General features: G+C 66.3%; 21 protein-coding genes. 9 read left to right on the forward strand and 12 right to left on the reverse strand.

Features of this window, described 5'->3' with window-relative positions; all coding sequences use genetic code 11:
* Positions 1-150 precede the first annotated feature (150 nt).
* Both serA and G0Q01_RS21165 read right to left on the reverse strand, forming a co-directional pair.
* Entirely contained in the window at positions 151-1,746 is a 1,596-nt protein-coding gene (serA, locus tag G0Q01_RS21160) for a phosphoglycerate dehydrogenase (RefSeq protein WP_164197593.1), read from the reverse strand.
* Between the two features lie 86 nt (positions 1,747-1,832).
* The gene (locus G0Q01_RS21165; protein ID WP_164197594.1) at positions 1,833-2,987 is read right to left on the reverse strand and encodes a phosphoserine transaminase; all 1,155 of its coding nucleotides are present in this window, start codon (positions 2,985-2,987) and stop codon (positions 1,833-1,835) included.
* Between the two features lie 310 nt (positions 2,988-3,297).
* Here G0Q01_RS21165 and dgt point away from each other — a divergent pair, with 310 nt between their 5' ends.
* Entirely contained in the window at positions 3,298-4,641 is a 1,344-nt protein-coding gene (dgt, locus tag G0Q01_RS21170) for a dGTP triphosphohydrolase (RefSeq protein WP_164197595.1), read from the forward strand.
* 137 nt (positions 4,642-4,778) lie between these two features.
* Positions 4,779-5,114 (forward strand): DUF2794 domain-containing protein, encoded by a 336-nt coding sequence (locus tag G0Q01_RS21175; RefSeq protein WP_095883024.1) that lies wholly within the window; start codon positions 4,779-4,781, stop codon positions 5,112-5,114.
* 32 nt (positions 5,115-5,146) lie between these two features.
* Here G0Q01_RS21175 and speB read toward each other — a convergent pair whose 3' ends face one another.
* The 4 genes from speB to G0Q01_RS21195 all read right to left on the reverse strand — a co-directional run bounded on the left by speB (position 5,147) and on the right by G0Q01_RS21195 (position 8,907).
* A complete protein-coding gene (speB, locus tag G0Q01_RS21180) occupies positions 5,147-6,109 on the reverse strand; it encodes an agmatinase (protein ID WP_164213843.1) in 963 nt (320 codons plus the stop codon).
* A 1-nt stretch (position 6,110) separates the two neighbouring features.
* Complete coding sequence (locus G0Q01_RS21185; RefSeq protein ID WP_164197726.1) at positions 6,111-6,950, reverse strand: C40 family peptidase; 840 nt, start codon at positions 6,948-6,950, stop codon at positions 6,111-6,113.
* A gap of 11 nt (positions 6,951-6,961) precedes the next feature.
* Positions 6,962-8,344 (reverse strand): M17 family metallopeptidase, encoded by a 1,383-nt coding sequence (locus tag G0Q01_RS21190; protein ID WP_164197597.1) that lies wholly within the window; start codon positions 8,342-8,344, stop codon positions 6,962-6,964.
* 140 nt (positions 8,345-8,484) lie between these two features.
* Positions 8,485-8,907, reverse strand: a complete 423-nt coding sequence (locus G0Q01_RS21195) for a hypothetical protein (RefSeq protein WP_370457327.1) — start codon at positions 8,905-8,907, stop codon at positions 8,485-8,487.
* 148 nt (positions 8,908-9,055) lie between these two features.
* Here G0Q01_RS21195 and G0Q01_RS21200 point away from each other — a divergent pair, with 148 nt between their 5' ends.
* On the forward strand, positions 9,056-9,703 hold the full coding sequence (locus tag G0Q01_RS21200) for a carbonic anhydrase (RefSeq protein ID WP_164197598.1): 648 nt from the start codon (positions 9,056-9,058) through the stop codon (positions 9,701-9,703).
* Positions 9,704-9,716: 13 nt separating this feature from the next.
* Here the strand turns inward: G0Q01_RS21200 and G0Q01_RS21205 are convergent, their stop codons facing one another.
* The 3 genes from G0Q01_RS21205 to G0Q01_RS21215 all read right to left on the reverse strand — a co-directional run bounded on the left by G0Q01_RS21205 (position 9,717) and on the right by G0Q01_RS21215 (position 11,918).
* Positions 9,717-10,106: a hypothetical protein gene (locus G0Q01_RS21205; protein ID WP_235940305.1), complete on the reverse strand. Its 390-nt coding sequence runs from the start codon at positions 10,104-10,106 to the stop codon at positions 9,717-9,719.
* Positions 10,107-10,495: 389 nt separating this feature from the next.
* Positions 10,496-10,639, reverse strand: a complete 144-nt coding sequence (locus tag G0Q01_RS21210; RefSeq protein WP_159099528.1) for a hypothetical protein — start codon at positions 10,637-10,639, stop codon at positions 10,496-10,498.
* A gap of 256 nt (positions 10,640-10,895) precedes the next feature.
* Positions 10,896-11,918, reverse strand: coding sequence for an aspartate-semialdehyde dehydrogenase (locus tag G0Q01_RS21215; protein WP_164197599.1), 1,023 nt, complete (start codon positions 11,916-11,918; stop codon positions 10,896-10,898).
* 505 nt (positions 11,919-12,423) lie between these two features.
* Here G0Q01_RS21215 and G0Q01_RS21220 point away from each other — a divergent pair.
* Positions 12,424-14,235: a nucleoside-diphosphate sugar epimerase/dehydratase gene (locus G0Q01_RS21220; protein ID WP_235940308.1), complete on the forward strand. Its 1,812-nt coding sequence runs from the start codon at positions 12,424-12,426 to the stop codon at positions 14,233-14,235.
* 103 nt (positions 14,236-14,338) lie between these two features.
* Here the strand turns inward: G0Q01_RS21220 and G0Q01_RS21225 are convergent, their stop codons facing one another.
* Positions 14,339-15,181, reverse strand: coding sequence for an LOG family protein (locus tag G0Q01_RS21225; RefSeq protein WP_164197601.1), 843 nt, complete (start codon positions 15,179-15,181; stop codon positions 14,339-14,341).
* Positions 15,182-15,255: 74 nt separating this feature from the next.
* Here G0Q01_RS21225 and G0Q01_RS21230 point away from each other — a divergent pair, with 74 nt between their 5' ends.
* Positions 15,256-16,173: a threonine/serine dehydratase gene (locus G0Q01_RS21230; protein WP_164197602.1), complete on the forward strand. Its 918-nt coding sequence runs from the start codon at positions 15,256-15,258 to the stop codon at positions 16,171-16,173.
* Between the two features lie 99 nt (positions 16,174-16,272).
* Here G0Q01_RS21230 and G0Q01_RS21235 read toward each other — a convergent pair whose 3' ends face one another.
* Complete coding sequence (locus G0Q01_RS21235) at positions 16,273-16,668, reverse strand: VOC family protein (protein ID WP_108964414.1); 396 nt, start codon at positions 16,666-16,668, stop codon at positions 16,273-16,275.
* Between the two features lie 145 nt (positions 16,669-16,813).
* Here G0Q01_RS21235 and dapD point away from each other — a divergent pair, with 145 nt between their 5' ends.
* The 4 genes from dapD (at position 16,814) to G0Q01_RS21255 (ending at position 19,510) form a co-directional block, all read left to right on the forward strand.
* Positions 16,814-17,641: a 2,3,4,5-tetrahydropyridine-2,6-dicarboxylate N-succinyltransferase gene (dapD, locus tag G0Q01_RS21240; protein WP_164197603.1), complete on the forward strand. Its 828-nt coding sequence runs from the start codon at positions 16,814-16,816 to the stop codon at positions 17,639-17,641.
* A gap of 174 nt (positions 17,642-17,815) precedes the next feature.
* Positions 17,816-18,058, forward strand: a complete 243-nt coding sequence (locus G0Q01_RS21245) for a GlsB/YeaQ/YmgE family stress response membrane protein (protein WP_108964412.1) — start codon at positions 17,816-17,818, stop codon at positions 18,056-18,058.
* A 4-nt stretch (positions 18,059-18,062) separates the two neighbouring features.
* Complete coding sequence (locus G0Q01_RS21250; RefSeq protein ID WP_164197604.1) at positions 18,063-19,094, forward strand: sodium:calcium antiporter; 1,032 nt, start codon at positions 18,063-18,065, stop codon at positions 19,092-19,094.
* Positions 19,095-19,162: 68 nt separating this feature from the next.
* Entirely contained in the window at positions 19,163-19,510 is a 348-nt protein-coding gene (locus G0Q01_RS21255) for a hypothetical protein (RefSeq protein ID WP_164197605.1), read from the forward strand.
* A 6-nt stretch (positions 19,511-19,516) separates the two neighbouring features.
* Here the strand turns inward: G0Q01_RS21255 and ade are convergent, their stop codons facing one another.
* A complete protein-coding gene (ade, locus tag G0Q01_RS21260) occupies positions 19,517-21,214 on the reverse strand; it encodes an adenine deaminase (protein WP_164197606.1) in 1,698 nt (565 codons plus the stop codon).
* Positions 21,215-21,323: the final 109 nt, after the last annotated feature.

The raw sequence follows: 21,323 nt of genomic DNA on the forward strand, positions 1-21,323 counted from the left end.
TAGGGTCTACTTGGACCCCGGCGCCGGGGGAGGCAAGGGCGGGCGCACCGCTAAACCCGCGCAGCGGCGCGACCTCACGAAAAAGGGGCGCCCCGCGAGGCGCCCCTGTCTTCTCTGTCCCTGTCGTACCTTCGGCCTTTGGCCTTCTTATCAGGCGACGTCGAATTCCAGCGGTTTGACCTGCTGGAAGAGGCCAGTATCGCGCAGCGCGGACACCACGCCCTCGTCGATCGCCTCGTCGAGGTAGGCAATGGCGATCGCCTCGCCCCCCGCCGCGGCGCGGCCGAGAGTGAAGTTCGCGAGGTTGACCTTGTGGTCGCCCAGCATCGAGCCCAGCTTGCCGATGATGCCCGGCACGTCCTTGTTGGTGGTGTAGAGCATGTGCTCGCCCACCTCGGCCTCGATGTTGATGCCCTTGATCTGGATGAAGCGCGGCTTGCCATCCGAGAACACGGTGCCCGCGACCGAACGCTCGCGCTTTTCAGTGACCACGGTAACCTTGATGTAGCCGTCGAAGGCGCCCGACTGTTCCTGGTTGGTGGTCGAGATCTGGATGCCGCGCTCCTTCGCGATCACCGGGGCCGAGACCATGTTCACCTCGGGCGAGATGGTCTTCATGATGCCTGCGATCAGCGAGCAGTTCAGCGCCGGCAGGTTCATCTCGGCAACAGAGCCATCATAGAGGATGTTGATCGCGGTAATCGCCTCGTCGGTCATCTGGCCGATGAAATTGCCGAGGTGGCCAGCAAGCTTGATCCACGGTCCCATGACCTTGGCTTCCTCGGCGGTCACCGAGGGCATGTTCAGCGCGTTGGTCACGGCACCCGTCAGCAGGTAGTCGGCCATCTGTTCGGCCACCTGCAGCGCGACGTTCTCCTGCGCTTCGGTGGTCGAGGCGCCGAGGTGCGGTGTGCAGACCACATTGGGCAGATTGAACAGCGGGTTCTCGGTGGCGGGCTCCTGGGCGAAGACGTCGAAGGCGGCGCCGGCCACGTGGCCCGACTTCAGCAGCTCCGCCAGCGCCTCCTCGTCGACGAGACCGCCGCGGGCGCAGTTGATGATCCGCACGCCCTTCTTGGTCTTCGCGAGGTTCTCGCGCGCGAGGATGTTGCGGGTCTGGTCGGTCAGCGGCACGTGCAGCGTGATGAAGTCGGCACGGGCGAGCAGCTCGTCGAGCTCGACCTTCTCCACACCCATCTTGTCGGCCTTCTCGTGGCCCAGGAAGGGATCATAGGCCACGACCTTCATCTTCAGGCCGCGGGCGCGGTCGCAGACGATGCCGCCGATGTTGCCGGCGCCGATCACGCCGAGGGTCTTGCCGGTCAGCTCGACGCCCATGAACTTCGACTTTTCCCACTTGCCTGCGTGGGTCGAGGCGGAGGCCTCCGGCAGCTGCCGGGCGACGGCGAACATCATCGCGATGGCGTGCTCGGCAGTGGTGATCATGTTGCCGAAGGGGGTGTTCATCACGATGACACCCTTCTTCGACGCGGCTTCCTTGTCGATGTTGTCGGTGCCGATGCCCGCGCGGCCGACGACCTTCAGACGGGTGGCATTCTCGAGGATCGAGGGCGTCACCTTGGTGGCCGAGCGGATGGCGAGACCATCGTAGTCGCCGATCACGGCGGCGAGCGCCTCCTTGTCCTTGCCCAGCTCGGGGCGGAAATCGACCTCGATGCCGCGATCGCGGAAGATCTGGACGGCAGCGTCGGAAAGCTTGTCGGAGATGAGAACCTTGGGAGCCATGACAGCGGTCCTTTCGGGGGAAAATCTGGATGCGAGGAGAGACGGGACCGCCCGTGCGGTCCCGCGATTTCGTCAAATCTTGGGGATCAGGCCGTCTCGGCCTGTGCCTCGATCTCGGTCTCGAAGGCCCATTCGAGCCACAGCGTCAGCGCCTCGATGTCGGCGCTTTCCACGGTGGCACCGCACCAGATGCGCAGGCCCGCCGGGGCGTCGCGATAGGCACCGATGTCATAGGCGACATGGTAGGTCTCGAGCTTCTTGGCCACCGCCTTTGCAAAGGCCGCGCCATCCTTGATCCGGTCGTCGGTGAACTTCAGGCACACCGAGGTGTTGGACCGGGTGGCATCATCCTCGGCGAGGTTGGCGATCCAGTCGTGACGGTCGCAGAAGTCCCAGAGAACCTTTGCGTTGGTGTCCGCGCGCTCCTGCAGCCCCTTGAGGCCACCGACCTTGCGCGCCCACTCGAGCGCGACGAGGTAATCCTCGACCGCCAGCATCGACGGGGTGTTGATCGTCTCGCCGACGAAGATGCCCTCGATCAGCTTGCCGCCCTTGGTGAGGCGGAAGATCTTCGGCAGCGGCCAGGCGGGGGTGTAGTTTTCCAGCCGCTCGACGGCGCGGGGGCTCAGCACGAGGATACCGTGCGCCGCTTCACCGCCCATCACCTTCTGCCAGGAGAAGGTGGTGACGTCGAGCTTGTCCCAGGGCAGGTCCTGCGCGAAGGCGGCCGAGGTCGCGTCGCAGATGGTCAGCCCGTCGCGGTCGGCGGGGATCGCGTCGCCGTTGGGAACGCGCACGCCGGAGGTGGTGCCGTTCCAGGTGAAGACGACGTCATTGTCGAAGTTCACCGTGGCGAGGTCGACGATCTGGCCGTAGTCGGCGGTCTTCACTTCGGCGTCGATCTTGAGCTGTTTCACCACATCGGTGACCCAGCCCGCGCCGAAGGATTCCCAGGCCAGCATCTCGGCCTTGCGGGCGCCGAGCATCGACCACATCGCCATCTCGACCGCACCGGTATCCGAGGCGGGGACGATGCCGATCTTGTAGTCGGCGGGAATGTTCAGGATCTCGCGGGTGCCTTCGATGGCAGCCTTCAGCTTGTCCTTGCCGACCTTGGCGCGGTGCGAACGACCGAGCGGGGCATCGGACAGCATGTCCAGCGAGAAATGGGGGATCTTGGCACAGGGGCCGGAAGAAAAGCGCGGGTTTGCCGGCCGCGCGGACGGTTGGGGTCTAGCCATTTATCTCTAACCTTACAGATAGTCGCCCTTCGTTGGGGAAGGGTGTCCCGCTGCTGCGTCTATGGGAGCGCGCGGATTCGAGCAAGACGTGAAATGAACCCATTGCGTCGCTTTTTGGTGATTGCTTGCGCGGCGTGGAGCGGATCGGAAACTTTCGTGTCCGCGCAGCGATGAGTGCCCTCTGTTCTGGGGCTCGACTCCCACCAGCTGCGCAGCCTCCGCGCGCATATCTCTGACGAGAAGAACGCGCGTCTTTCCCCTCTGCGCCGGCTCGGCTAGGTGTGCAGCAGACCAAAGCGGGGAACGAGCGATGTTGTGGACCGAGCTTCTTTGCGCCGAACGGCTGCGCGATCCGAGCTATATCGAGGGGCGCAACCGGTCGATCTTCGTGCAGGACCATGACCGTATCGTCTTTTCGGCCCCCTTCCGGCGTCTGGCCAACAAGACCCAGGTTCACCCGCTCTACGAAAACGACCACATCCACCACCGGCTGATCCATTCGGTCGAGGTTGGCAGCGTCGGTCGATCGCTCGCGATGCACATCGGGCAGTGGCTGATCGAACAGGGCGAGATCGCCCCGCATGAGGATCACAGCCTTGCAAACGTGGTGCAGGCCGCCTGTGCGGCGCATGACATCGGGAATCCGCCCTTTGGCCATTCCGGCGAGGACTCGATCGGCACCTGGTTCGCCGAGCGCTTCGACGCGGGACGTGGGCTCTGCGGCGCGCTCGACCCCGCGCTCCGCCCGGAGTTCACCGCCTTCGAGGGCAACGCGCAGGGCTTCCGCATCGTCTCCCGGCTGGAGATGTACCGCAATGCCGGCGGCATGCGCCTGTCAAAGGCCGTGCTGGGCGCCTTCATGAAGTATCCGGCCACTGCCGCCACGCGCGCGGACCTGCCCGAGGCGGTGCGCAAGGGCTACGTGGGTCTGAAGAAATTCGGCGTCTTCGCTGGCGAGGAGCCGCTCTTTGCCGAGGTCGCGCAGAGCTGCGGCCTGCCAATGGAGCAAAGCGCCGCGGGCCGCTGGTGGCGGCGCCACCCGCTGGTCTTCGTCGTCGAGGCGGCGGATGACATCTGCTACAACATCGTCGATCTCGAAGACGCCTACACCTCGGGCGACCTGCCCTTCGACGTGGTACGCGACGCGCTCACCGAACTGGCCGGACGGCCCAATCGCGACACCACTGGCTACACCCGGGGCGAGGAGATCGCGCTGCTGCGCGCGCTGGCCATCGGCCGGGCTATCGAGGCCTGCGTCGCCGCTTTTCGCGCAAACTACGCGGCGATCATGGACGGCAGCTTTTCCGGCGCTCTGGTGGAGGTCTCGGAGTGTGGCACGAGCTTCGCGCAGATCGGCACGCTCGCGCAGGAAAGGATCTTCACCTCTGGGCGCAAGACCGAACTGGAAATCTCGGGCCGCCAGGTGATCCGCAATGTGCTGGACGGGGTGCTGCCTGTCTTCGAAGCGCTGGCTGCGGCGGGATGGGATGAGACCGCGCTCAAGGGCCACCCGGCGCAGATCGCCCGAGCGCTCTCTCTCGATCTGCGCGCCATCGAAGGACCCGAGGCTGCGTTGCACGGGCTGGCGGATTTCGTCTCCGGCATGACCGACCGCTACGCGCTGTCCATCTCGCGGATGCTCTCGGGAACGTGAAACGCGCCGCGACAGGCGGCGCGCTGACACAAGACAACTTGCACCGCGCGGAATAATCGGACCCAAAAGAAAGGCTTAAGCGCCCAAGCGACGCGCGGGGTCTTGATTTGTGACCACATCGGGCGCAGCTTTGAGAGATGAACAGCCTGACACCCTTTCCGGGACAGGGCAGCGATGTGGTTGCCTTTCACCGGACCGAGCTGAACGTGATCCTCTCGCTCTATGGCCGCATGGTAGCGGCCGGGGAATGGCGAGACTATGGCATCTCCTCGCTCAGGGACGTGGCGGTGTTTTCCGTCTTCCGGCGCACCGCCGAACATCCGCTCTACCGCATCGAGAAACGCCCCAAGCTGCGACAGCGGCAGGGCGAATACGCGGTGATCACCATGGAGGGGCAGGTCCTCAAGCGCGGGCACGATCTGAAAACCGTGCTGCGCGTGCTCGAGCGCAAGCTGATCCGCGCGGTGGAATGATCCGCGCGGTGTGACCGCGCGGACCGGATGCCTCAGCTGCCCTTGCCGACCATGGCGCAGAGCAGTTCGAACATGATCGTCACGCCAAGGAAAGCGGTGCCGCCCGAGGCGTCGAAGGGTGGCGAGACCTCGACGAGGTCCGCACCCACGATGTTCAAGCCCATCAGCTCGCGCACGACCTGCAGTGCCTGATAGGAGTTCGGCCCGCCGATCTCTGGCGTGCCGGTGCCGGGGGCGAAGGTCGGATCGACGAAATCGATGTCGTAGCTGACATAGGTGGGCAGGGTGCCGACGATCTCGCGCGCCTCGGCCATCACGTCGGGCACGCCGCGGGCGTGGAACTCCTCGATCGGGATGATGCGGATGCCCTCCGCCTTGGCGAAGTCGCGGTCCTCGTGGTCGTACATCGGGCCGCGGATGCCGATCTGCACGATGCGCTTGGAGTCGAGCAGCCCCTCTTCCACCGCGCGGCGGAACGGCGTGCCATGGGTGTACTTGAAGCCGCCGAAATAGCTGTCCCAGAGGTCGGTGTGGCTGTCGAAATGCACCATGCCGAGCGGCTTTGCCTTGCCGAGAGCGCGCAGGACAGGAAGCGAGCAGAGATGATCGCCGCCGCCGGTGAGCGGTCGGATGCCCCCGGCAACGATCTTATCGTAAAAGGCAGTGATGCGCGCCATGCTGTCCTGGACGTCGACAGGGTTCGGGCCGACGTCGCCGAGATCGGCGCAGGCCGCGGCCTCGAAGGGGCGGATGCCGAAATGCCCGTGCTCGGCGCGGATCATCGTCGAGGCGTCACGCAGCTGGCGCGGGCCGTGGCGCGGGCCGGGGCGGTTGGTGGTGCCGCTGTCCCAGGGCACGCCGACGAGGCCGATCTCGACCTCCTTGAAACGTGCGTGGTCCGGCTGCACCAGCGGCAGGCGCATGAAGGTGGGGATGCCCGCGTAGCGCGGCAGGTCCATGCCCGAGACGGGGTGGAAGAAGGGATCGCTGGTCATGTCAGGCTCCGGTCGGGGTCAGGCGGGCGTGGCGGGTGACTTCGCCGTCGCCCTGCGTCACGATGCGCGTCAGCGCGCTGGCGATGGGCTCATGGGCGACGGCCATGTGATAGGCGTTTGCGTGCAGCAGGGTCTGCGGATCGGCGACCCAGGCAACGTGCCCTTTCCAGAACAGCAGATCGCCGCGCTTCGGGGCGGTGCCGGGCGCGAGGGTCTCGCCAAGCGCCCGCTCCTGCAGGTCGCTGTCGCCGGGGCAGTCGATACCGCAGGCGTGCAGGCCGGCCTGCACCAGCCCCGAGCAATCGATGCCCATCGCCGAGTTGCCGCCCCAGAGGTACGGCGTGCCGAGCAGTCGTTCCGAGACGGCGACCGGGTCGGGCTCCGGGCGATCCAGCGGCAGCAGGTGACCGGCGGGGACGAACCCTGCGTCGGTCTCGAGGAAGCTGCCCGATTGGCCGGTGACGCAAAGCCGCGCGCCAAGGGTCAGGAAGGCACGGTCGGGCGTCTTGAGGTTGGCCTCGGCATAGGCGTGGGTGGCGCGGGTGGCGACGCGGTGCGTGGGCGCAGTGCGCGGGCCAAGCGCCTCCTCCGAGACGTAGCCCACGAAGCCATCGGCCTGCGCCTGCACGAAGGCCCAGCCCTCGTGGCGCTCGTAGACGGTGACGGCAGCCCCGTAGGTCAGCTGCCGGTCGCGCGCGCCGCCCGGGGACTTGAGCAGGTCGGCGACGGCGGCGCTGACCGACGCAGGCTCGCCTTCGCTGAAATACTGCGCCTCGACCTGCCCCTGCAGGCGTGCGGCGGCGACACGGCCGTTAGCGGGAGTCAGGCGGCGGTCCATCAGCATGCTGTCCTTCACAGGCCCAGCACCTGCGGCAGCGCACCGAGGATGGCGCGCGGCCCCTGCCCCAGCCCCCCCTTGGGCCGCGCCGGGGCGGGAGAGGGATTCCAGGCGTAGATGTCAAAATGCGCGTAAGGCGTGTCGGTCACGAAGCGGCGCAGGAAGAGCGCCGCGGTGATCGAGCCCGCCATGCCGCCCGCCGGGGCGTTGTCGAGATCGGCGATGCCGGGCTCGATCTTGTCCTCGTAGGGCTCCCAGAAGGGCAGGCGCCAGACCGGGTCAGCAGCCGGGCCGCTGGCCTTGGTGAGCGCGGCCGCAAAGCCTTCGTCATCGGTGTAGAAGGGCGCGAGATCGGGGCCGACCGCAACCCGGGCGGCGCCGGTGAGCGTCGCCATCGACAGGATGAAGTCGGGCTTTTCCTCGTCCGCCAGTGCCAGCGCGTCGGCCAGCACAAGCCGGCCCTCGGCATCGGTGTTGTTGATCTCGACCGTCAGCCCCTTGCGCGAGGTGAGGATGTCCTGCGGGCGGAAGGCATCCCCGCTGACCGAATTCTCCACCGCCGGGATCAGCACCCGCAGCTGCAACTGCAGCCCCAGAGCCATGATCATCCGGGCAAGACCCAGCACGTTGGCCGCGCCGCCCATGTCTTTCTTCATCAGCCCCATGGAGCTGCCGGGTTTGAGGTTAAGACCCCCGGTGTCGAAGCAGACGCCCTTGCCGACCAGCGTCAGCCTCGGGCCGGTCGTGCCCCAGCGCATGTCGATCAGCCGCGGTGCGCGCGGGCTGGCGCGGCCGACGGCGTGGATCATCGGGAAATTCTTCTCGAGCAGCGCCGCGCCGGTGGTCACCTCAATCTCGGCCTCGAACTCAGCGGCGAGGCTACGCGCCGCAGCCTCGAGCTGCTCCGGCCCCATGTCGGAGGCGGGGGTGTTCACCAGGTCGCGGGTCAGCGCCTCGGCGGCTGCGAGAACTTCGAGTTTTGCCGCATCGACCCGCTCGGGGGCGACGAGGCGCGGCATCTCGGGCGCCTCTCCGGCGTAGCGCGTGAAGCGATAGCCCGCGAGCAGCCAACCGAGCGCCTCTTCCTCGGCGGCAGCGGCCGGCAGGCCCGAGGCGATACGATAGGTCCCGCAGGCAAGCCGGGTGACGCCTGCGGCCAGCACAAAGCGGGTACGGCGGCGGCGCGCGGCGGTTCCGTAGCCGAGCAGCGCTGCCTCGGGAGCGCCGCTTTCGCCGGGAATCATCAGTGCATTGCCGATCTCGCCCGCGAAGCCACTGGCCTCCACCCAGGTGCGCACGCGTGCGGGCTGGTCTGCCAGCCAGCTCTCCAGCGCCTCGGCCTCGATCACATGCAACGGCAGGGCGCCGGCGTCGGCGGGTGCGAAAGTCAGGTTCATGAAGGTCCCCTTGGTCGGTTTGCGCCGAGCCTATCGGAGCCAGCGGCACCCGCAAGGGGGCGGGACGCCGGGACGTTCGGCGGTGACGCTTGCGTGAGGAGACAGCGGCCGATCTGGGGCTGGACAGCGCACGCCGGATGTCAGCCCCCCTGGTCCTCCATGTCCCAGATGGCGTAGAGCGAGCGCTCCCCCACCCGGCCGAGCCGCGCCACGGTGGCTGCAAGCGCCACGGCGTCGCCATCGCCAAGACAGGTCAGCACGTCCTCGGAAATCCGCGCGACCGACTGCATCCCGAGACATCTCGCGATGCCGCCAAGCTCGCGCGCATGGCGGGAGGCATCGCGCCAGCGGCCCTGCGCATGGACGCGATCAAGCTCACCAAGACGGTAGGCCAGCTCCTCCATCGCGCGGCAGAGCGCATTTTCCGCCTCGGAGGGGCCGAGCCGAGCGAAGATCTCCTCGAGCGGCTGCGGGTCGAGTCCGGCCTTCTCGAAGGGTGCGAGCACAGCGATCCGGGACACCGCCCTGGCGCCTGTCGGGCCGGACGTCAGCGATTTGGTCACCGCCCTCTCCTCATCTCTGCGCCCCCACGGCAGCGCTGTCATAGCGGACCCCGGTTCCCAAAAGGTTAGATGATGGCGTTTCTTCTCTCGAATTCCGCGACAATCCCGCGTATCCCGTCAAAGGCTTCAAGTTGCTTGGAGGATCGAGATGCACAACGCCAAACCGCTACCCGCCTACCTGGTGCAGAGGTTCCAGGGCTGGAAGGCAACCAGCTATGCAGAAAATTCCTCGTGGTACCGACGCCTCGCCTCCGAGGGCCAGCACCCGCGCGCCATGATCATCTCGTGCTGCGACAGCCGGGTGCATGTCACTTCGATTTTCGGGGCGGATACCGGCGAGTTCTTCATTCACCGCAACATCGCCAACCTCGTGCCGCCCTACAAGCCCGACGGGCAACAGCACGGCACCTCGGCGGCGGTCGAATACGCGGTCACCGCGCTCAAGGTCGCCCATGTCATCGTCATGGGCCACTCGAGCTGCGGCGGCGTGAAGGGCTGCCTCGACATGTGCTCGGGCAATGCGCCCCAGCTCGAGGAGAAGTCGAGCTTCGTGGGCCGCTGGATGGACATCCTGCGCCCCGGCTACGAGCGGGTGGTCGAGCGCAAGCCTGAGGACATGGCCCGCGCGCTCGAAAAGGAATCGGTGCTGGTCTCGCTCGAGAACCTGATGACCTTCCCCTTCGTGCGAGAGGCGGTCGAATCGCAGCACCTGACGATCCACGGCCTTTGGCACGACATCGGCAGCGGATCGCTGGAATGCTACGACCCGAAAGCCGGCGACTACGTCGTCGTCTGAGTGGCCCCGCGGCTCAGCCCTGAAGCCTTGCGCTCAGCCCGTCGCGGCTGAGCCGAAGCGCCGGGCGCCCGAGCCGCGCCGCCAGACCCCGCAGGGGCGCGCCGAGGCTGCGCCCCGTGCAAATCTCCGCCCCGCTGTCGAGCCGGTTGAGAATCATCCGCCCGGCGCGAAAGCCGAGACCGAATCCCTTCTCCCGCAACCGCATCACCAGATCGCCCCAACTGGAGGCGGCTTCGATCTGCGGCAGCACAACCATGCGAAGAAGCGCCGCGGTCTCGGAATCGAGATCGCCCGGCAATGTGTCGGGCGCGCGCGGTTTCTCAGGGTCGAAGGGGGGCAGGACTGGCGAAGAATCGCCGAAACGTGGCGCTGGCAAGGCGCCGGAACGATCAAAACTATCCATTGCTCAAATCTCGTCCATACTGAAAACACGTCGAGTGTACCACGGATCATCCCCCGACCGGATCACGATTGGCGACGGCATGTGACGAGGGGACTGTGACGGGCATCGTTCGGCGGATGGATCGGCGGCCGTCAGCCGAGCGTCAAAGAACCAGCGGGGCCCGCGACCACCCGACCACGCGCCCCGCCATTACTGGTACAACACACACTCCGAAACACTCGGAGACCCCCGCGTCCATGCCGGCACTCAAAACAACGCCGCCGGCGAAACTCAACGCGACACGAGGGTCGATGGGGGCTCGAAACTCCCCGCCCCCGGGGGATAACTCGCCTTGTTACGTGGCGACCTCAGGTCGCCGAGGCGGCACTCGTAAAAATCCCTTGGTCCCTTCAGGCCGGCAGGCGGAAGCCGCGCAGCAGGCGCGCCATCAGGGTGGGAATAGGACGGCTCCGCCGGCTCAGCAGCGACATGTCGCGGGCAGCAACGGCAACGATGCGGCGGCCACGGGCGACGTCTGCGAGATCGATGGTCATGTCGGCACTCCTTTGACTGGCTGCGCCTTCTGGCGGGTGCGGCGGAAACCGTCGCTGTTGATGCACCTTTTCTACCAAGGGCTGCATTGCCCGCCCATCCTGACGGCGGAGTAGGTGCTGCTCCCAGTGGGCGAGGCCCACCTATCCCAATGGATGGGGTGTGATCCGAATTTCTGGGAAATGCTTATAAACATGACAAAAACCCGCCCCCTTTCGGGGACGGGCGTTAACGATTTGTTAGTGATTTGAGAGAGCCTCAGCCCTTCTTGAGCACTTTTTGCCCAAGCACCTCTGCAATCTGAACGGCATTGAGTGCCGCGCCCTTGCGCAGGTTGTCCGAAACGCACCAGAGGTTCAGGCCGTTCTCGATCGTGCTGTCCTGGCGGATCCGGCTGATGAAGGTGGCGAAATCTCCAACGCATTCCTTCGGCGTGATGTAGCCTCCGTCTTCGCGCTTATCGATCACCATGATGCCCGGCGCCTCGCGCAGGATGTCGCGCGCCTCGTCCTCGTCGAGGAAGTCCTCGAACTCGATGTTGATCGCTTCCGAGTGACCGACGAAGACCGGCACGCGCACGCAGGTCGCGGTCAGCTTGATGGACGGGTCGATGATCTTCTTGGTCTCGGCGACCATCTTCCACTCTTCCTTGGTCGAGCCGTCTTCCATGAAGACGTCGATGTGCGGAATGACGTTGAAGGCGATTTCCTTGGGGTATTTCTTCGGCGGCACCTCGGAGACCGGGTTGTAGACCGACTTGGTCTGCTCCCAAAGCTCGTCCATGCCTTCCTTGCCCGAGCCCGAGACCGACTGGTAGGTCGACACGACGACGCGCTTGATCTTGGCGCGGTCGTGCAGCGGCTTCAGCGCCACGACCATCTGCGCGGTCGAGCAGTTCGGGTTCGCGATGATGTTCTTTTTCGAATAGCCGTGCACCGCGTCGGCGTTCACTTCCGGCACGATCAGCGGAACGTCCGGGTCGTAGCGGTAAAGCGAGCTGTTGTCGATCACCACGCAGCCCGACGCCGCGGCCTTGGGGGCGAACTCCTTGGTCGGACCCGAGCCCACGGCAAAGAGTGCAATGTCCCAGCCGGTGAAGTCGAAGGTGGCAAGATCCTGGGTCTTGAGTGTCTTGTCGCCGAAGCTCACCTCGGTTCCCAGAGATTTTCGCGATGCAAGCACGGCGATCTCATCGACCGGGAACTCGCGCTCGGCGAGGATGTTCAGCATTTCACGGCCCACGTTCCCCGTGGCGCCGGCAACAACGACCTTGTAGCCCATGGTTCTGGCTCTCCTTCCTGGTTGCTGCGCGCGAGTGGATCCCGCGATGCAGGCTGGCGCGCGTCATATCGCATGCCACCTATATCGGGAAGGGCTGTTTTCCACTGCGCCGCGGCGACCGGCGGGCCCATGCTGCGAAATAACCACGCTTCCGGCAAACTTTGCCACAAAACCCCGGAATGCCGGGGGTTTTCCTTCTCCGCCGCCGATTTTCGTGGCATTGAAATCGCATTCTAGGGAAGAAATCCGCTCTTCCGCGCGCAAGCAGCATCTCCGCCCTTGTCCAATGTTTAGGCAGGTGCGTAGATCATGAACGTATTTGAAGACTATTTGGGCAGAAGCAACAATGCGGCGAACGACTAAGAGGCAGCAGAATTCCCAAAGCCCCTCCGGTGCCGCCAAGACGCGATCACGCCCCAGCAAGACAAGGCTGCGCTTTTACCGTTCTGCCATCTCGCTGTCTCGCCCCCAGAAACAAGTCATCTTCCTAAGCCTCGATATCTTCATGGTCGCCGCGGCGCTCGGTCTTGCGCTGATGCTGCACGCGATGGTGCGCGCCGGCCTGCCAAGCGCCGCGCAGCTGACCCCGCTGGTCATCCTGATCATGCTGGCGGGCGGCGCGATCTCCTGGCACCTGCAATTGCCGCGGATCAAGCTCAACGCCTTCGAGACCCGCGCGATCACCCGCACCGCGCTCTTCTCGGTGCTGACCGCGGTGGCGGCGCTGGTCATCGACGCGCTGCTCTCGCCGGGGCTCGCGATTCCGGTCTATTTCAACTTCGGCATCCTGCTCATGGTGCTCAGCGCCTTCTGGCGGATCGCGCTGCGCCACGTCACCATCGTCGCCTACCGCCGCACCAAGCCGCGGATGCGCGTGCTGATCTACGGCGCCGGCAAGACCGGCCAGCAGCTGGTCGCGGCGCTGCGCCAGGACGAAGCCATCGAGCCGGTTTGCTTCGTCGACGACAATCCGACGTTGCAATCGCTGGTGGTCTCGGGGCTGCGCGTGCATGCGCCCTCGACGGTCAAACACCTGATCGAGACCCGCAACATAGACCGCGTGGTGCTCGCCATGCCCTCGATCCGCCCGCCCGAGCTGGCGCGGATCGCCCACCGGCTTCGCGCCATCGGCTGCGAGGTCCACGCCCTGCCCTCCTTCGCCGAGTTGGTCGGCGAGGGCGAGTTGCGCAAACGCGTCTCGCCGGTGTCGCTCGATGACCTGCTTGGTCGCGGCCGGCTCGAGAGCGAGCTGCCGGGCGTCAGCCACGCCTACTCCGGGCGCCGCATTCTGATCACCGGTGCCGGCGGCTCCATCGGCTCCGAGCTCTGCCGTCAGCTGCTCGGTTGCAAGCCCGAGTGCATCGTCGCGCTCGATCACTCCGAACTGGCGCTCTACAACATCGACAAGGAGCTGCGCGACCTCTCTGGCCACGGGCTCAAGATCACCCCCGTGCTCGGCTCGGTGCTTGACGAGACGCTCGTCGCCCGCGTGCTCGAGCAATACCGCATCGACGTGGTGCTGCACGCCGCCGCCTACAAGCACCTGCCCCTGGTCGAGAACAACGTCATCGCCGGCATGCGCAACAACGTGCTGGGCACCAAGGTCATCGCCGAGGCCGCCCGCGAGGCCGGGGTCGAGCGCTTCATCCTCGTCTCCTCTGACAAGGCCGTGCGCCCGACCAACGTCATGGGCGCCTCGAAGCGCCTCGCCGAACTGCTGGTGCAGGATCTCGCCACCCGCAGCAGCGACACCCGCTTCTCGATGGTCCGCTTCGGCAACGTGCTGGGCTCTTCCGGTTCGGTGATCCCGCTCTTCGAGGAGCAGATCGCCCGTGGCGGCCCGGTCACCCTCACCGACACCCGGGTCACCCGCTACTTCATGACCATTTCGGAAGCGGCACGCTTGGTGTTGCTGGCCGGATCCTTTTCGCGCGGCGGCGACGTCTTCGTGCTCGACATGGGCGAGCCGGTGCCGATCCACAAGCTGGCCCGCCAGATGATCGAGGGCGCCGGCTACACGGTGCGCGACGACAAGACCCCCGACGGCGATATCGAGATCAAGGTAACCGGCCTGCGCCCGGGCGAGAAGCTGCATGAAGAGCTGCTGATCTCGACCGACATGCTGACCACGCCGCACCACAAGATCCTGCGCGCGCAGGAGAGCTACCTGTCGGAATTCGAGATCGCCACTGCCATGAAGGATCTCCGCCAGGCCATCGGCGAGCGCGACGAGGCATTCGCCCGTGAAATCATCGCGCGCTGGGTCGAGCGCAGCGAGGAGGTGCCGGCCAAGGCGGAAGAGAAACAATCTCTCTGACCGCAGCCCCGGCAGCGTTTGCGACGGGACGCACGAAACGGCAGACATCGAAAAGGGGCGCGGATCACGCGCCCCTTCTTCGTGTCTTCTGGAGGCTCGCGCCCTAACGGCCGGGGATGTCGCTGCGCGCCGGGGCCGGGTCCCATTCCTCGATGAGATGCGCCGCTTCTTCCGCGCTTTCGACGAAACGGAAGAGATCGAGATCCTCGGGGCTGATCGTTCCCGCCTCCTGCAGCGCCTCCCAGTTGATGATCGTCTCCCAGAACTCGCGGCCGAAGAGCAGGAAGGGCACCCGCTCCATGCGTCCGGTCTGGATCAGAGTCAGCGCTTCGAACATCTCGTCGAGCGTTCCGAAGCCGCCCGGGAAGACGCAGATGGCGCGCGCGCGCATCAGGAAGTGCATCTTGCGGATCGCGAAGTAGTGGAAGTTGAAACACAGGTTCGGCGTCACATATGCGTTTGGCGCCTGTTCGTGCGGCAGCACGATGTTGAGCCCGATGGAAACGCCCCCCACCTCTTCGGCGCCGCGGTTCCCCGCCTCCATCACGCCCGGCCCGCCGCCGGTGGTGATGACGAATTCCCGGTTGCCGGTGGCCAGCGACTTGCGAGTCATCACCTGCGCGAAGAGCCGCGCTTCCTCGTAGAAGCGCGACAGGTCCGCCAAGGTCTGCGTCCGCGCGCCGTCCTTGTGTTCCGGCGCGGGAATCCGCGCCCCGCCGAACAGCACGATGGTGCTTTCGATCTGCCGCTCGTCGAGCTCGAGCTGCGGCTTCAGCAACTCGAGCTGCAGCCGGACCGGGCGCAACTCCTCGCGGCACAGGAAGGCCTCGTCGGCAAAGGCGAGTCGGTAGGACGGGGCGCGCGTCTGCGGCGTGTCCGGGATCTGCTCGGCAGTGCGGCGGTCACGTCCCGCGTCGCGGAAAATGGAATGGCGTTCGTCGTTCATGTCGGCCGTCCTTGTTCTGCTCAGACTCTGAATATAGCGTGCGCAGCGCCAAGAGCATCAGGGGAAAACGGAAAATGGACTGGAAAGCCGAGATCGCCGCCGCCGCAGACCGCAGCAGCGCCCATGTGCAGCGCACCCCGGTGATGCGCAGCGCGGTACTGTGGGATCAGCCGATCGACCTCAAGCTCGAGCAGATGCAGCACACCGGCAGCTTCAAGGCGCGCGGCGCCTTCAACACGCTGCTCAGCCTGCCGGTGCCGGGCGCCGGGGTGGTGGCGGCCTCCGGTGGCAACCACGGGGCCGCAGTTGCCTACGCCGCCACGCAACTCGGCCACCGCGCACAGATCTTCGTGCCCGAGATGGCAGGCCCTGCCAAGATTGCCCTGATCGAGCGCACCGGCGCGGCGCTCACCGTGGTGCCCGGTGAGTACGCCAATGCACTGGAGCAGGCCCGCGCCTATGAGGCCGAGACCGGCGCGATGCAGGTACACGCCTATGACGCCGTCCCCACCCTTGCCGGGCAGGGCACCGTCATGCGCGAGTGGGAACAGCAGGGGCTTGCGGCCGACACGGTGCTGATCGCCGTGGGTGGCGGTGGGTTGATCGGCGGCGCGCTGGCCTGGCTGCAGGGTGCGCGCCGGGTCATTGCCGTCGAGCCGGAACAGGCCCGCACGCTGGATGCCGCGCTGCAGGCCGGCGCGCCGGTCGATGTCGAGGTTTCCGGTGTCGCCGCCAATGCCCTCGGCGCCCGGCGCATCGGCAGCCTCTGCTTCGAGCTGGCGCAAAGGCACCTCACCCGTCGCGTCACCGTCACCGACGAGGCCATCACCGAGGCGCAGCGCGCGCTCTGGCAGGCTCACCGCCTGTTGGTCGAGCCGGCCGGGGCCACCGCCCTTGCCGCGCTCCGCTCGGGCGCCTACCGCCCCGAACCGGGCGAGCGCGTCGCCGTGCTGCTCTGCGGCGGCAATATAGCGCCCGACCCGCTCGGCTGAGCCCGCGCGCGTCTTCGGGATATAAGTCTCCGGGGGGGCGGCGGCAGAGCAGAGGCAGAGCCCCCCCTCTTCCTCCGCCCTGCCGCGCCGGTCAGCGGATCAAGAGAATCGCCCGCTGCGCTCCAGAACCTCGATCTGGTAGCCATCGGGATCGGCGATAAAGAAGAACCGGCCCACCACCTCGCCCGCGGGGGCAAACTCCACCAGCTTCCGCGGCGCAAGGCCCGCCGCAGTCAGCCGCGCATGCTCGGCCTCGAGGTCCGCGACCGAGACCGCGAGATGCCCATAGCCATCGCCGATCTCGTAGGGCTCGGTCCGCCCCTTGTTCACCGTCAACTCGAGCTCGAAATCGCTCTCGGGGGTACGGAGGTAGATCAACGTGAAGTCCGGGAAATCCAGACGGTCCGCCACCTTCAACCCGAAAGCGGTGTCGTAGAAGGCCAGCGAGCGCGCCTCGTCGAGCACGCGGATCATGCTGTGGATTGGTTTTGCCATCGGTCTCTCCTGTCTTGGCCTGCCCTGCAGGCGCCGCACCTCGACGGCTCGCCCATGGGGAGCATAGGGGGCTGCCCACGGTTCGGATTGTCGCGGCGGCACCCTGCCGCTATAGGGCAGTAAACCCGCACGAGAGGAGACGCAAATGTCCAACGCCCAGCTCGAGACCGCCATCGAAGCCGCCTGGGAGGCGCGCGACACGATCACCCCCGCAACCACCGGCGAAACCCGCGACGCCATCGAGGACACGCTCAACGCCCTCGACAGCGGCACGCTGCGCGTGGCGGAGAAACAGGCGGACGGCAGCTGGCACGTCAACCAGTGGGCCAAGAAGGCGGTGCTGCTCGGCTTCCGCATCAAGGACATGGAGCAGCACGACGGCGGCCCGCAGGGCTCTGGCTGGTGGGACAAGGTCGACAGCAAGTTCAAGGGCTGGGGCGACAACCAGTGGAAGGCCGCGGGCTTCCGCGCCGTGCCCAACGCCGTTGTGCGCAAGTCGGCCTATATCGCGCCGGGCGTGGTGCTGATGCCGTCGTTCGTCAACCTCGGCGCCTATGTCGACAGCGGCACCATGGTGGACACCTGGGCGACCGTCGGTTCCTGCGCGCAGATCGGCAAGGGCGTGCACCTCTCGGGCGGCGTCGGCATCGGCGGCGTGCTCGAGCCCATGCAGGCCGGCCCGACCATCATCGAGGACAACTGCTTCATCGGCGCGCGTTCGGAAGTTGTCGAGGGCGTGATCGTCCGCGAGGGCTCGGTGCTCGGCATGGGCGTCTTCCTCGGCCAGTCGACCAAGATCGTCGACCGCGAGACCGGCGAAGTCATGTACGGCGAAGTGCCGCCCTACTCGGTGGTCGTCGCGGGCTCGATGCCCTCGAAGAACGGCGTCAGCCTCTACTGCGCGGTCATCGTCAAGCGCGTCGACGAAAAGACCCGCTCGAAGACCGGCATCAACGAGCTGCTGCGCGACTGAGCGTGCGGGCCCCGGCCCGGCAGACCATTCGGAACGGGGCGCCGCGCGGCGCCCCTTTTCTTTGCGTCCCCCCACACATCGAACGCCGCCGGGCCCCGGCGCGCCCGATCTCGGAACCATTCTCCGCCCAAGGCGTTCTCCCTGCGTCACTTTTCCAAATGAGGGATACGCACCATGGGTCTCGGAATTCTTGCGTCCATTATCGTCGGCGGGCTTGCAGGCTGGATTGCCTCTATGATCATGAAGGCCGACACCGGCATTCTCACCAATGTCATCCTCGGAATCATCGGCGCGGTCGTGCTGAACCTGATCCTGTCGCTGGTCGGCATTTACGCCGCCAACACCTGGATCCCGCAGCTCTTCGTCGGCATCATCGGCGCCTGCCTGCTGATCTGGGGCTACCGCAAGCTGCGCTGACCTCTTGATCGCCTCCCTCTCCCTGCCCTGGCTGCTGGCCATCTTCGCGGTGGCCGGCGCCATCGTCCTGGCGGTGTCGGTGCGCGCGACCTCGCTTGCCGACCTCATCGCTGATCGCACCCGCATGGGAGAGGCACTGGCGGGCGGTGTTTTGCTCGGCGGTGCCACCTCTCTTTCGGGGGTCGTCGTATCTGTGACCGGCGCGGCGAGCGGGGACGCCAGCTTTGCCGTCTCCAACGCGGTGGGCGGCATCGCCGCGCAGACGTTGTTCCTTGCCATAGCCGACCTGCTGCACCGCCGTGCCAATCTGGAGCACGCCGCCGCCGAACCGGCGAACCTGTTCCAGGCAGTCATGCTCATGCTGCTGCTTTCGCTACCCTTGGCCGCGATGGCCGGGCCGGAAATCACCCTGCTCGGCATCCACCCGATCTCACCGCTCATGCTCATTGCCTACATCGCGGGCGTGAAACTCTCGGCCTCGGTACGCGAGCAACCCATGTGGCAGCCGGTGGAGACTTCCGACACCCGCCACGACGAACCCGACGACGAGAACGACCCCCAAGCCCCGGTGATGAGGCCGGCGTTGATCTTCGCGGCGCTGGTGGCGATCATGGGGCTCTGCGGATGGGTGATCTCACAGGTCGGCAGCACGTTCATCACTCGCTTCGGCCTCGGCTCCAGCCTCGTCGGCGCGCTGATCACCGCCACTGTCACCTCGCTGCCAGAGTTGATCACCACGCTGGTCGCCGTGCGCCGCGGCGCATTGCAGCTTGCCGTGGGCGGGATCATCGGCGGCAATACTTTCGACACGCTGTTCCTTGTCTTCTCCGACGTCGCCTACCGCGAAGGCTCGCTGTTCCACCACATGACCCAGACAGATGTGTACTGGCTGGCGACGGGCCTCATCATGACCGCCATCCTGCTCGGCGGGCTGATCCTCCGCCAGCGCGAGGGTCCGGCCCGGATCGGCATCGAGAGCGTGTTGATGATGGCGGTCTACGCCTGTGCCGTGGCGGTCGCCGTGATCGCCCCCTGACGCGGCTTGCTTGACATGTCCGTGCCGCTTGCGCATTGCGGACGGCAACCATCGCGGAGCGAGAGAACATGGGCAAGAAACCGTCGAAACAGCAGGTCTACACGCTTCTGGTCGAGGTCGGCCGCAAGGATGGCGACGGTCTGCCCAAGGGCGCGACCGGCGCCGGGCTGCTCTGCTACGCCTCCGGCGTGGACGAGGCAGAGGCAGTGCGCGAGACCGTGGCGATCCTCAAGCAGGCGGACATGAACCCGCTCGACGTGACCGGCTACGGCACCGAGGAAGAGCGCGTCGCGCAGGGCATGGAGATCGACGACGCGGAACGCGAGCTGATGGGCCGCGCCCTCGAGGAGAACTCGGTGATCGTCGCCCAGGTCACCCCGTTCTACGACGATGACGAGGACGACGACGAAGAGTGATCCCGCTCAGCCGGGGATGATCTCGAATTTCGTGACATCCACCATGCCGCGGTCGGTGATCTTCAGCGCGGGGATCACCGGCAGCGCAAGGAAGGCGAGCTGCAGGAAGGGCTCCTCGAGCGTCACCCCCAGACCGCGCGCCGCGGCGCGCAGCTCGACCAGCCGGTCGCGCACCTCCTCGAAGGGCAAGAGGCTCATCAGCCCCGCCACCGGCAGCGCCAACTCGGCGATGATTTTCCCCTCCGCCGCCACCACGAAGCCCCCCTCGATCTCCGCCAGACGGTTCGAGGCCAGCGCCATGTCGGCGTAGTCCGCCCCGACACAGGCGATGTTGTGGTGGTCGTGGCACACGGTCGAGGCGATCGCCCCCTTCTGAAGCCCGAAGCCGCGCACGAAACCCGTGGCGATATTGCCGTTCTTGCCGTGCCGCTCGACCACCGCGATGCGGATCAGATCCCGCGCCACGTCGGGCGCCTTGTCACCGTTCTCGATCTCGACGGTCTCGTGCAGGTGATCGGTGAGGATCTGCCCCTCGCGGATGCCGATCACATCGGTCTCCTCGCGATTGGCCGTGGCGCGGAAGCTCTGCGCATCAAGCTTCGGCGCATGCACCGACCCGCGCCCAACCTCGGGGATCGTCTCGCGCGCGGCAAAGGCCGCGTCATCCACCACCACGCCGCCCGCCAGCACGAGCTGCGCGTGGCACCCTTCAAGGCTGTCGATCGCCACGATGTCCGCCCGCTTGCCCGGCGCGATCATGCCGCGGTCCTTGAGGCCAAACGCCTCGGCCGCCGACAGCGACGCCGCGCGATAGGCGGCCAGCGGCGGCGTGCCCAACGCGATCAACGTGCGGATCATGTAATCGAGATGCCCATGCTCGCCGATGTCCAGCGGGTTCCGGTCGTCGGTGCAGAGGCACATGTAGGGCGAGGTGCGCTCGCTGAGCAGCGGCTGCAGCGCGTGCAGGTCCTTGCTGACGGACCCTTCGCGGATCAGCACACGCATTCCCTTGCGCAACTTCTCCAGCGCCTCCTCTGCGCTGGTCGCCTCGTGCTCGGTACGGATGCCCGCCGCGACATATGCATTGAGATCGCGGCCCGACAGCAGCGGACAATGCCCGTCGATATGCGCGCCCTCGAAAAGCTTGAGCTTCTTCATCGCCTCGGGATCGCGGAAGATCACTCCGGGGTAGTTCATGAACTCCGCCAGTCCGATCCCCGAGGCATGGCCCATCAGCGCGGCGATGTCCTCGGCCAGCAACTCCGCGCCGGCGGTTTCCATGTGGGTCGACGGCACGCAGGAAGAAAGCTGCACCCGAATGTCCATGAGCGTATGCGCCGAGGCCTGCTGGAAATACCGGATGCCCTCGGCGCCGATCACATTGGCGATCTCATGCGGGTCACAGATCGCCGTGGTCACCCCGCGCGGCGTCACGCAGCGGTCGAACTCGAACGGGGTGACCAGAGAGCTCTCGATGTGCAAATGCGTATCGATGAACCCGGGCACGAGGATCGCGCCCCCGACGTCGATCTCCTCACGCCCCGCATAACTTTCGTAAACTCCGACGATCGTGTCGCCGCAGATCGCCACATCGCCCGCGATCAGCTCGCCGGTGACCAGATCGAAAATCCGCCCCCCCTTGAGCACCAGATCCGCCGCCTCGTCCCCGCGCCCCTGCGCGATCTTCGTCTCGAGTTCCGCCATGCCTGTCTCCGTCCGCCGCTCTTCGTTGTGTCTTGCTGTCGTGTTTTGCGAAGCCTGCCACAGCCCGCGCCAGAAAGGCGAGAGGCCTTGCGCCCGGAGCCGTTGCAAA

The sequence above is a fragment of the Salipiger sp. PrR007 genome (genome assembly GCF_010499845.1).
Classification (GTDB): Bacteria; Pseudomonadota; Alphaproteobacteria; order Rhodobacterales; family Rhodobacteraceae; genus Salipiger; species Salipiger pacificus_A.

Excerpts from the sequence above, each read along its gene's own strand:
- dapD (WP_164197603.1), top strand. The coding sequence starts at position 16,814 with ATGTCCAACGCCCAGCTCGAGACCGCCATCGAAGCCGCCTGGGAGGCG.
- G0Q01_RS21215 (WP_164197599.1), bottom strand. The coding sequence starts at position 11,918 with ATGGGCTACAAGGTCGTTGTTGCCGGCGCCACGGGGAACGTGGGCCGT.
- G0Q01_RS21235 (WP_108964414.1), bottom strand. The coding sequence starts at position 16,668 with ATGGCAAAACCAATCCACAGCATGATCCGCGTGCTCGACGAGGCGCGC.
- G0Q01_RS21175 (WP_095883024.1), top strand. The coding sequence starts at position 4,779 with ATGAACAGCCTGACACCCTTTCCGGGACAGGGCAGCGATGTGGTTGCC.
- G0Q01_RS21200 (WP_164197598.1), top strand. The coding sequence starts at position 9,056 with ATGCACAACGCCAAACCGCTACCCGCCTACCTGGTGCAGAGGTTCCAG.
- G0Q01_RS21165 (WP_164197594.1), bottom strand. The coding sequence starts at position 2,987 with ATGGCTAGACCCCAACCGTCCGCGCGGCCGGCAAACCCGCGCTTTTCT.
- G0Q01_RS21210 (WP_159099528.1), bottom strand. The coding sequence starts at position 10,639 with ATGACCATCGATCTCGCAGACGTCGCCCGTGGCCGCCGCATCGTTGCC.
- ade (WP_164197606.1), bottom strand. The coding sequence starts at position 21,214 with ATGGCGGAACTCGAGACGAAGATCGCGCAGGGGCGCGGGGACGAGGCG.
- G0Q01_RS21205 (WP_235940305.1), bottom strand. The coding sequence starts at position 10,106 with ATGGATAGTTTTGATCGTTCCGGCGCCTTGCCAGCGCCACGTTTCGGC.
- G0Q01_RS21190 (WP_164197597.1), bottom strand. The coding sequence starts at position 8,344 with ATGAACCTGACTTTCGCACCCGCCGACGCCGGCGCCCTGCCGTTGCAT.
- dgt (WP_164197595.1), top strand. The coding sequence starts at position 3,298 with ATGTTGTGGACCGAGCTTCTTTGCGCCGAACGGCTGCGCGATCCGAGC.
- G0Q01_RS21225 (WP_164197601.1), bottom strand. The coding sequence starts at position 15,181 with ATGAACGACGAACGCCATTCCATTTTCCGCGACGCGGGACGTGACCGC.
- G0Q01_RS21255 (WP_164197605.1), top strand. The coding sequence starts at position 19,163 with ATGGGCAAGAAACCGTCGAAACAGCAGGTCTACACGCTTCTGGTCGAG.
- serA (WP_164197593.1), bottom strand. The coding sequence starts at position 1,746 with ATGGCTCCCAAGGTTCTCATCTCCGACAAGCTTTCCGACGCTGCCGTC.
- speB (WP_164213843.1), bottom strand. The coding sequence starts at position 6,109 with ATGACCAGCGATCCCTTCTTCCACCCCGTCTCGGGCATGGACCTGCCG.
- G0Q01_RS21245 (WP_108964412.1), top strand. The coding sequence starts at position 17,816 with ATGGGTCTCGGAATTCTTGCGTCCATTATCGTCGGCGGGCTTGCAGGC.
- G0Q01_RS21230 (WP_164197602.1), top strand. The coding sequence starts at position 15,256 with ATGGACTGGAAAGCCGAGATCGCCGCCGCCGCAGACCGCAGCAGCGCC.
- G0Q01_RS21220 (WP_235940308.1), top strand. The coding sequence starts at position 12,424 with ATGGTCGCCGCGGCGCTCGGTCTTGCGCTGATGCTGCACGCGATGGTG.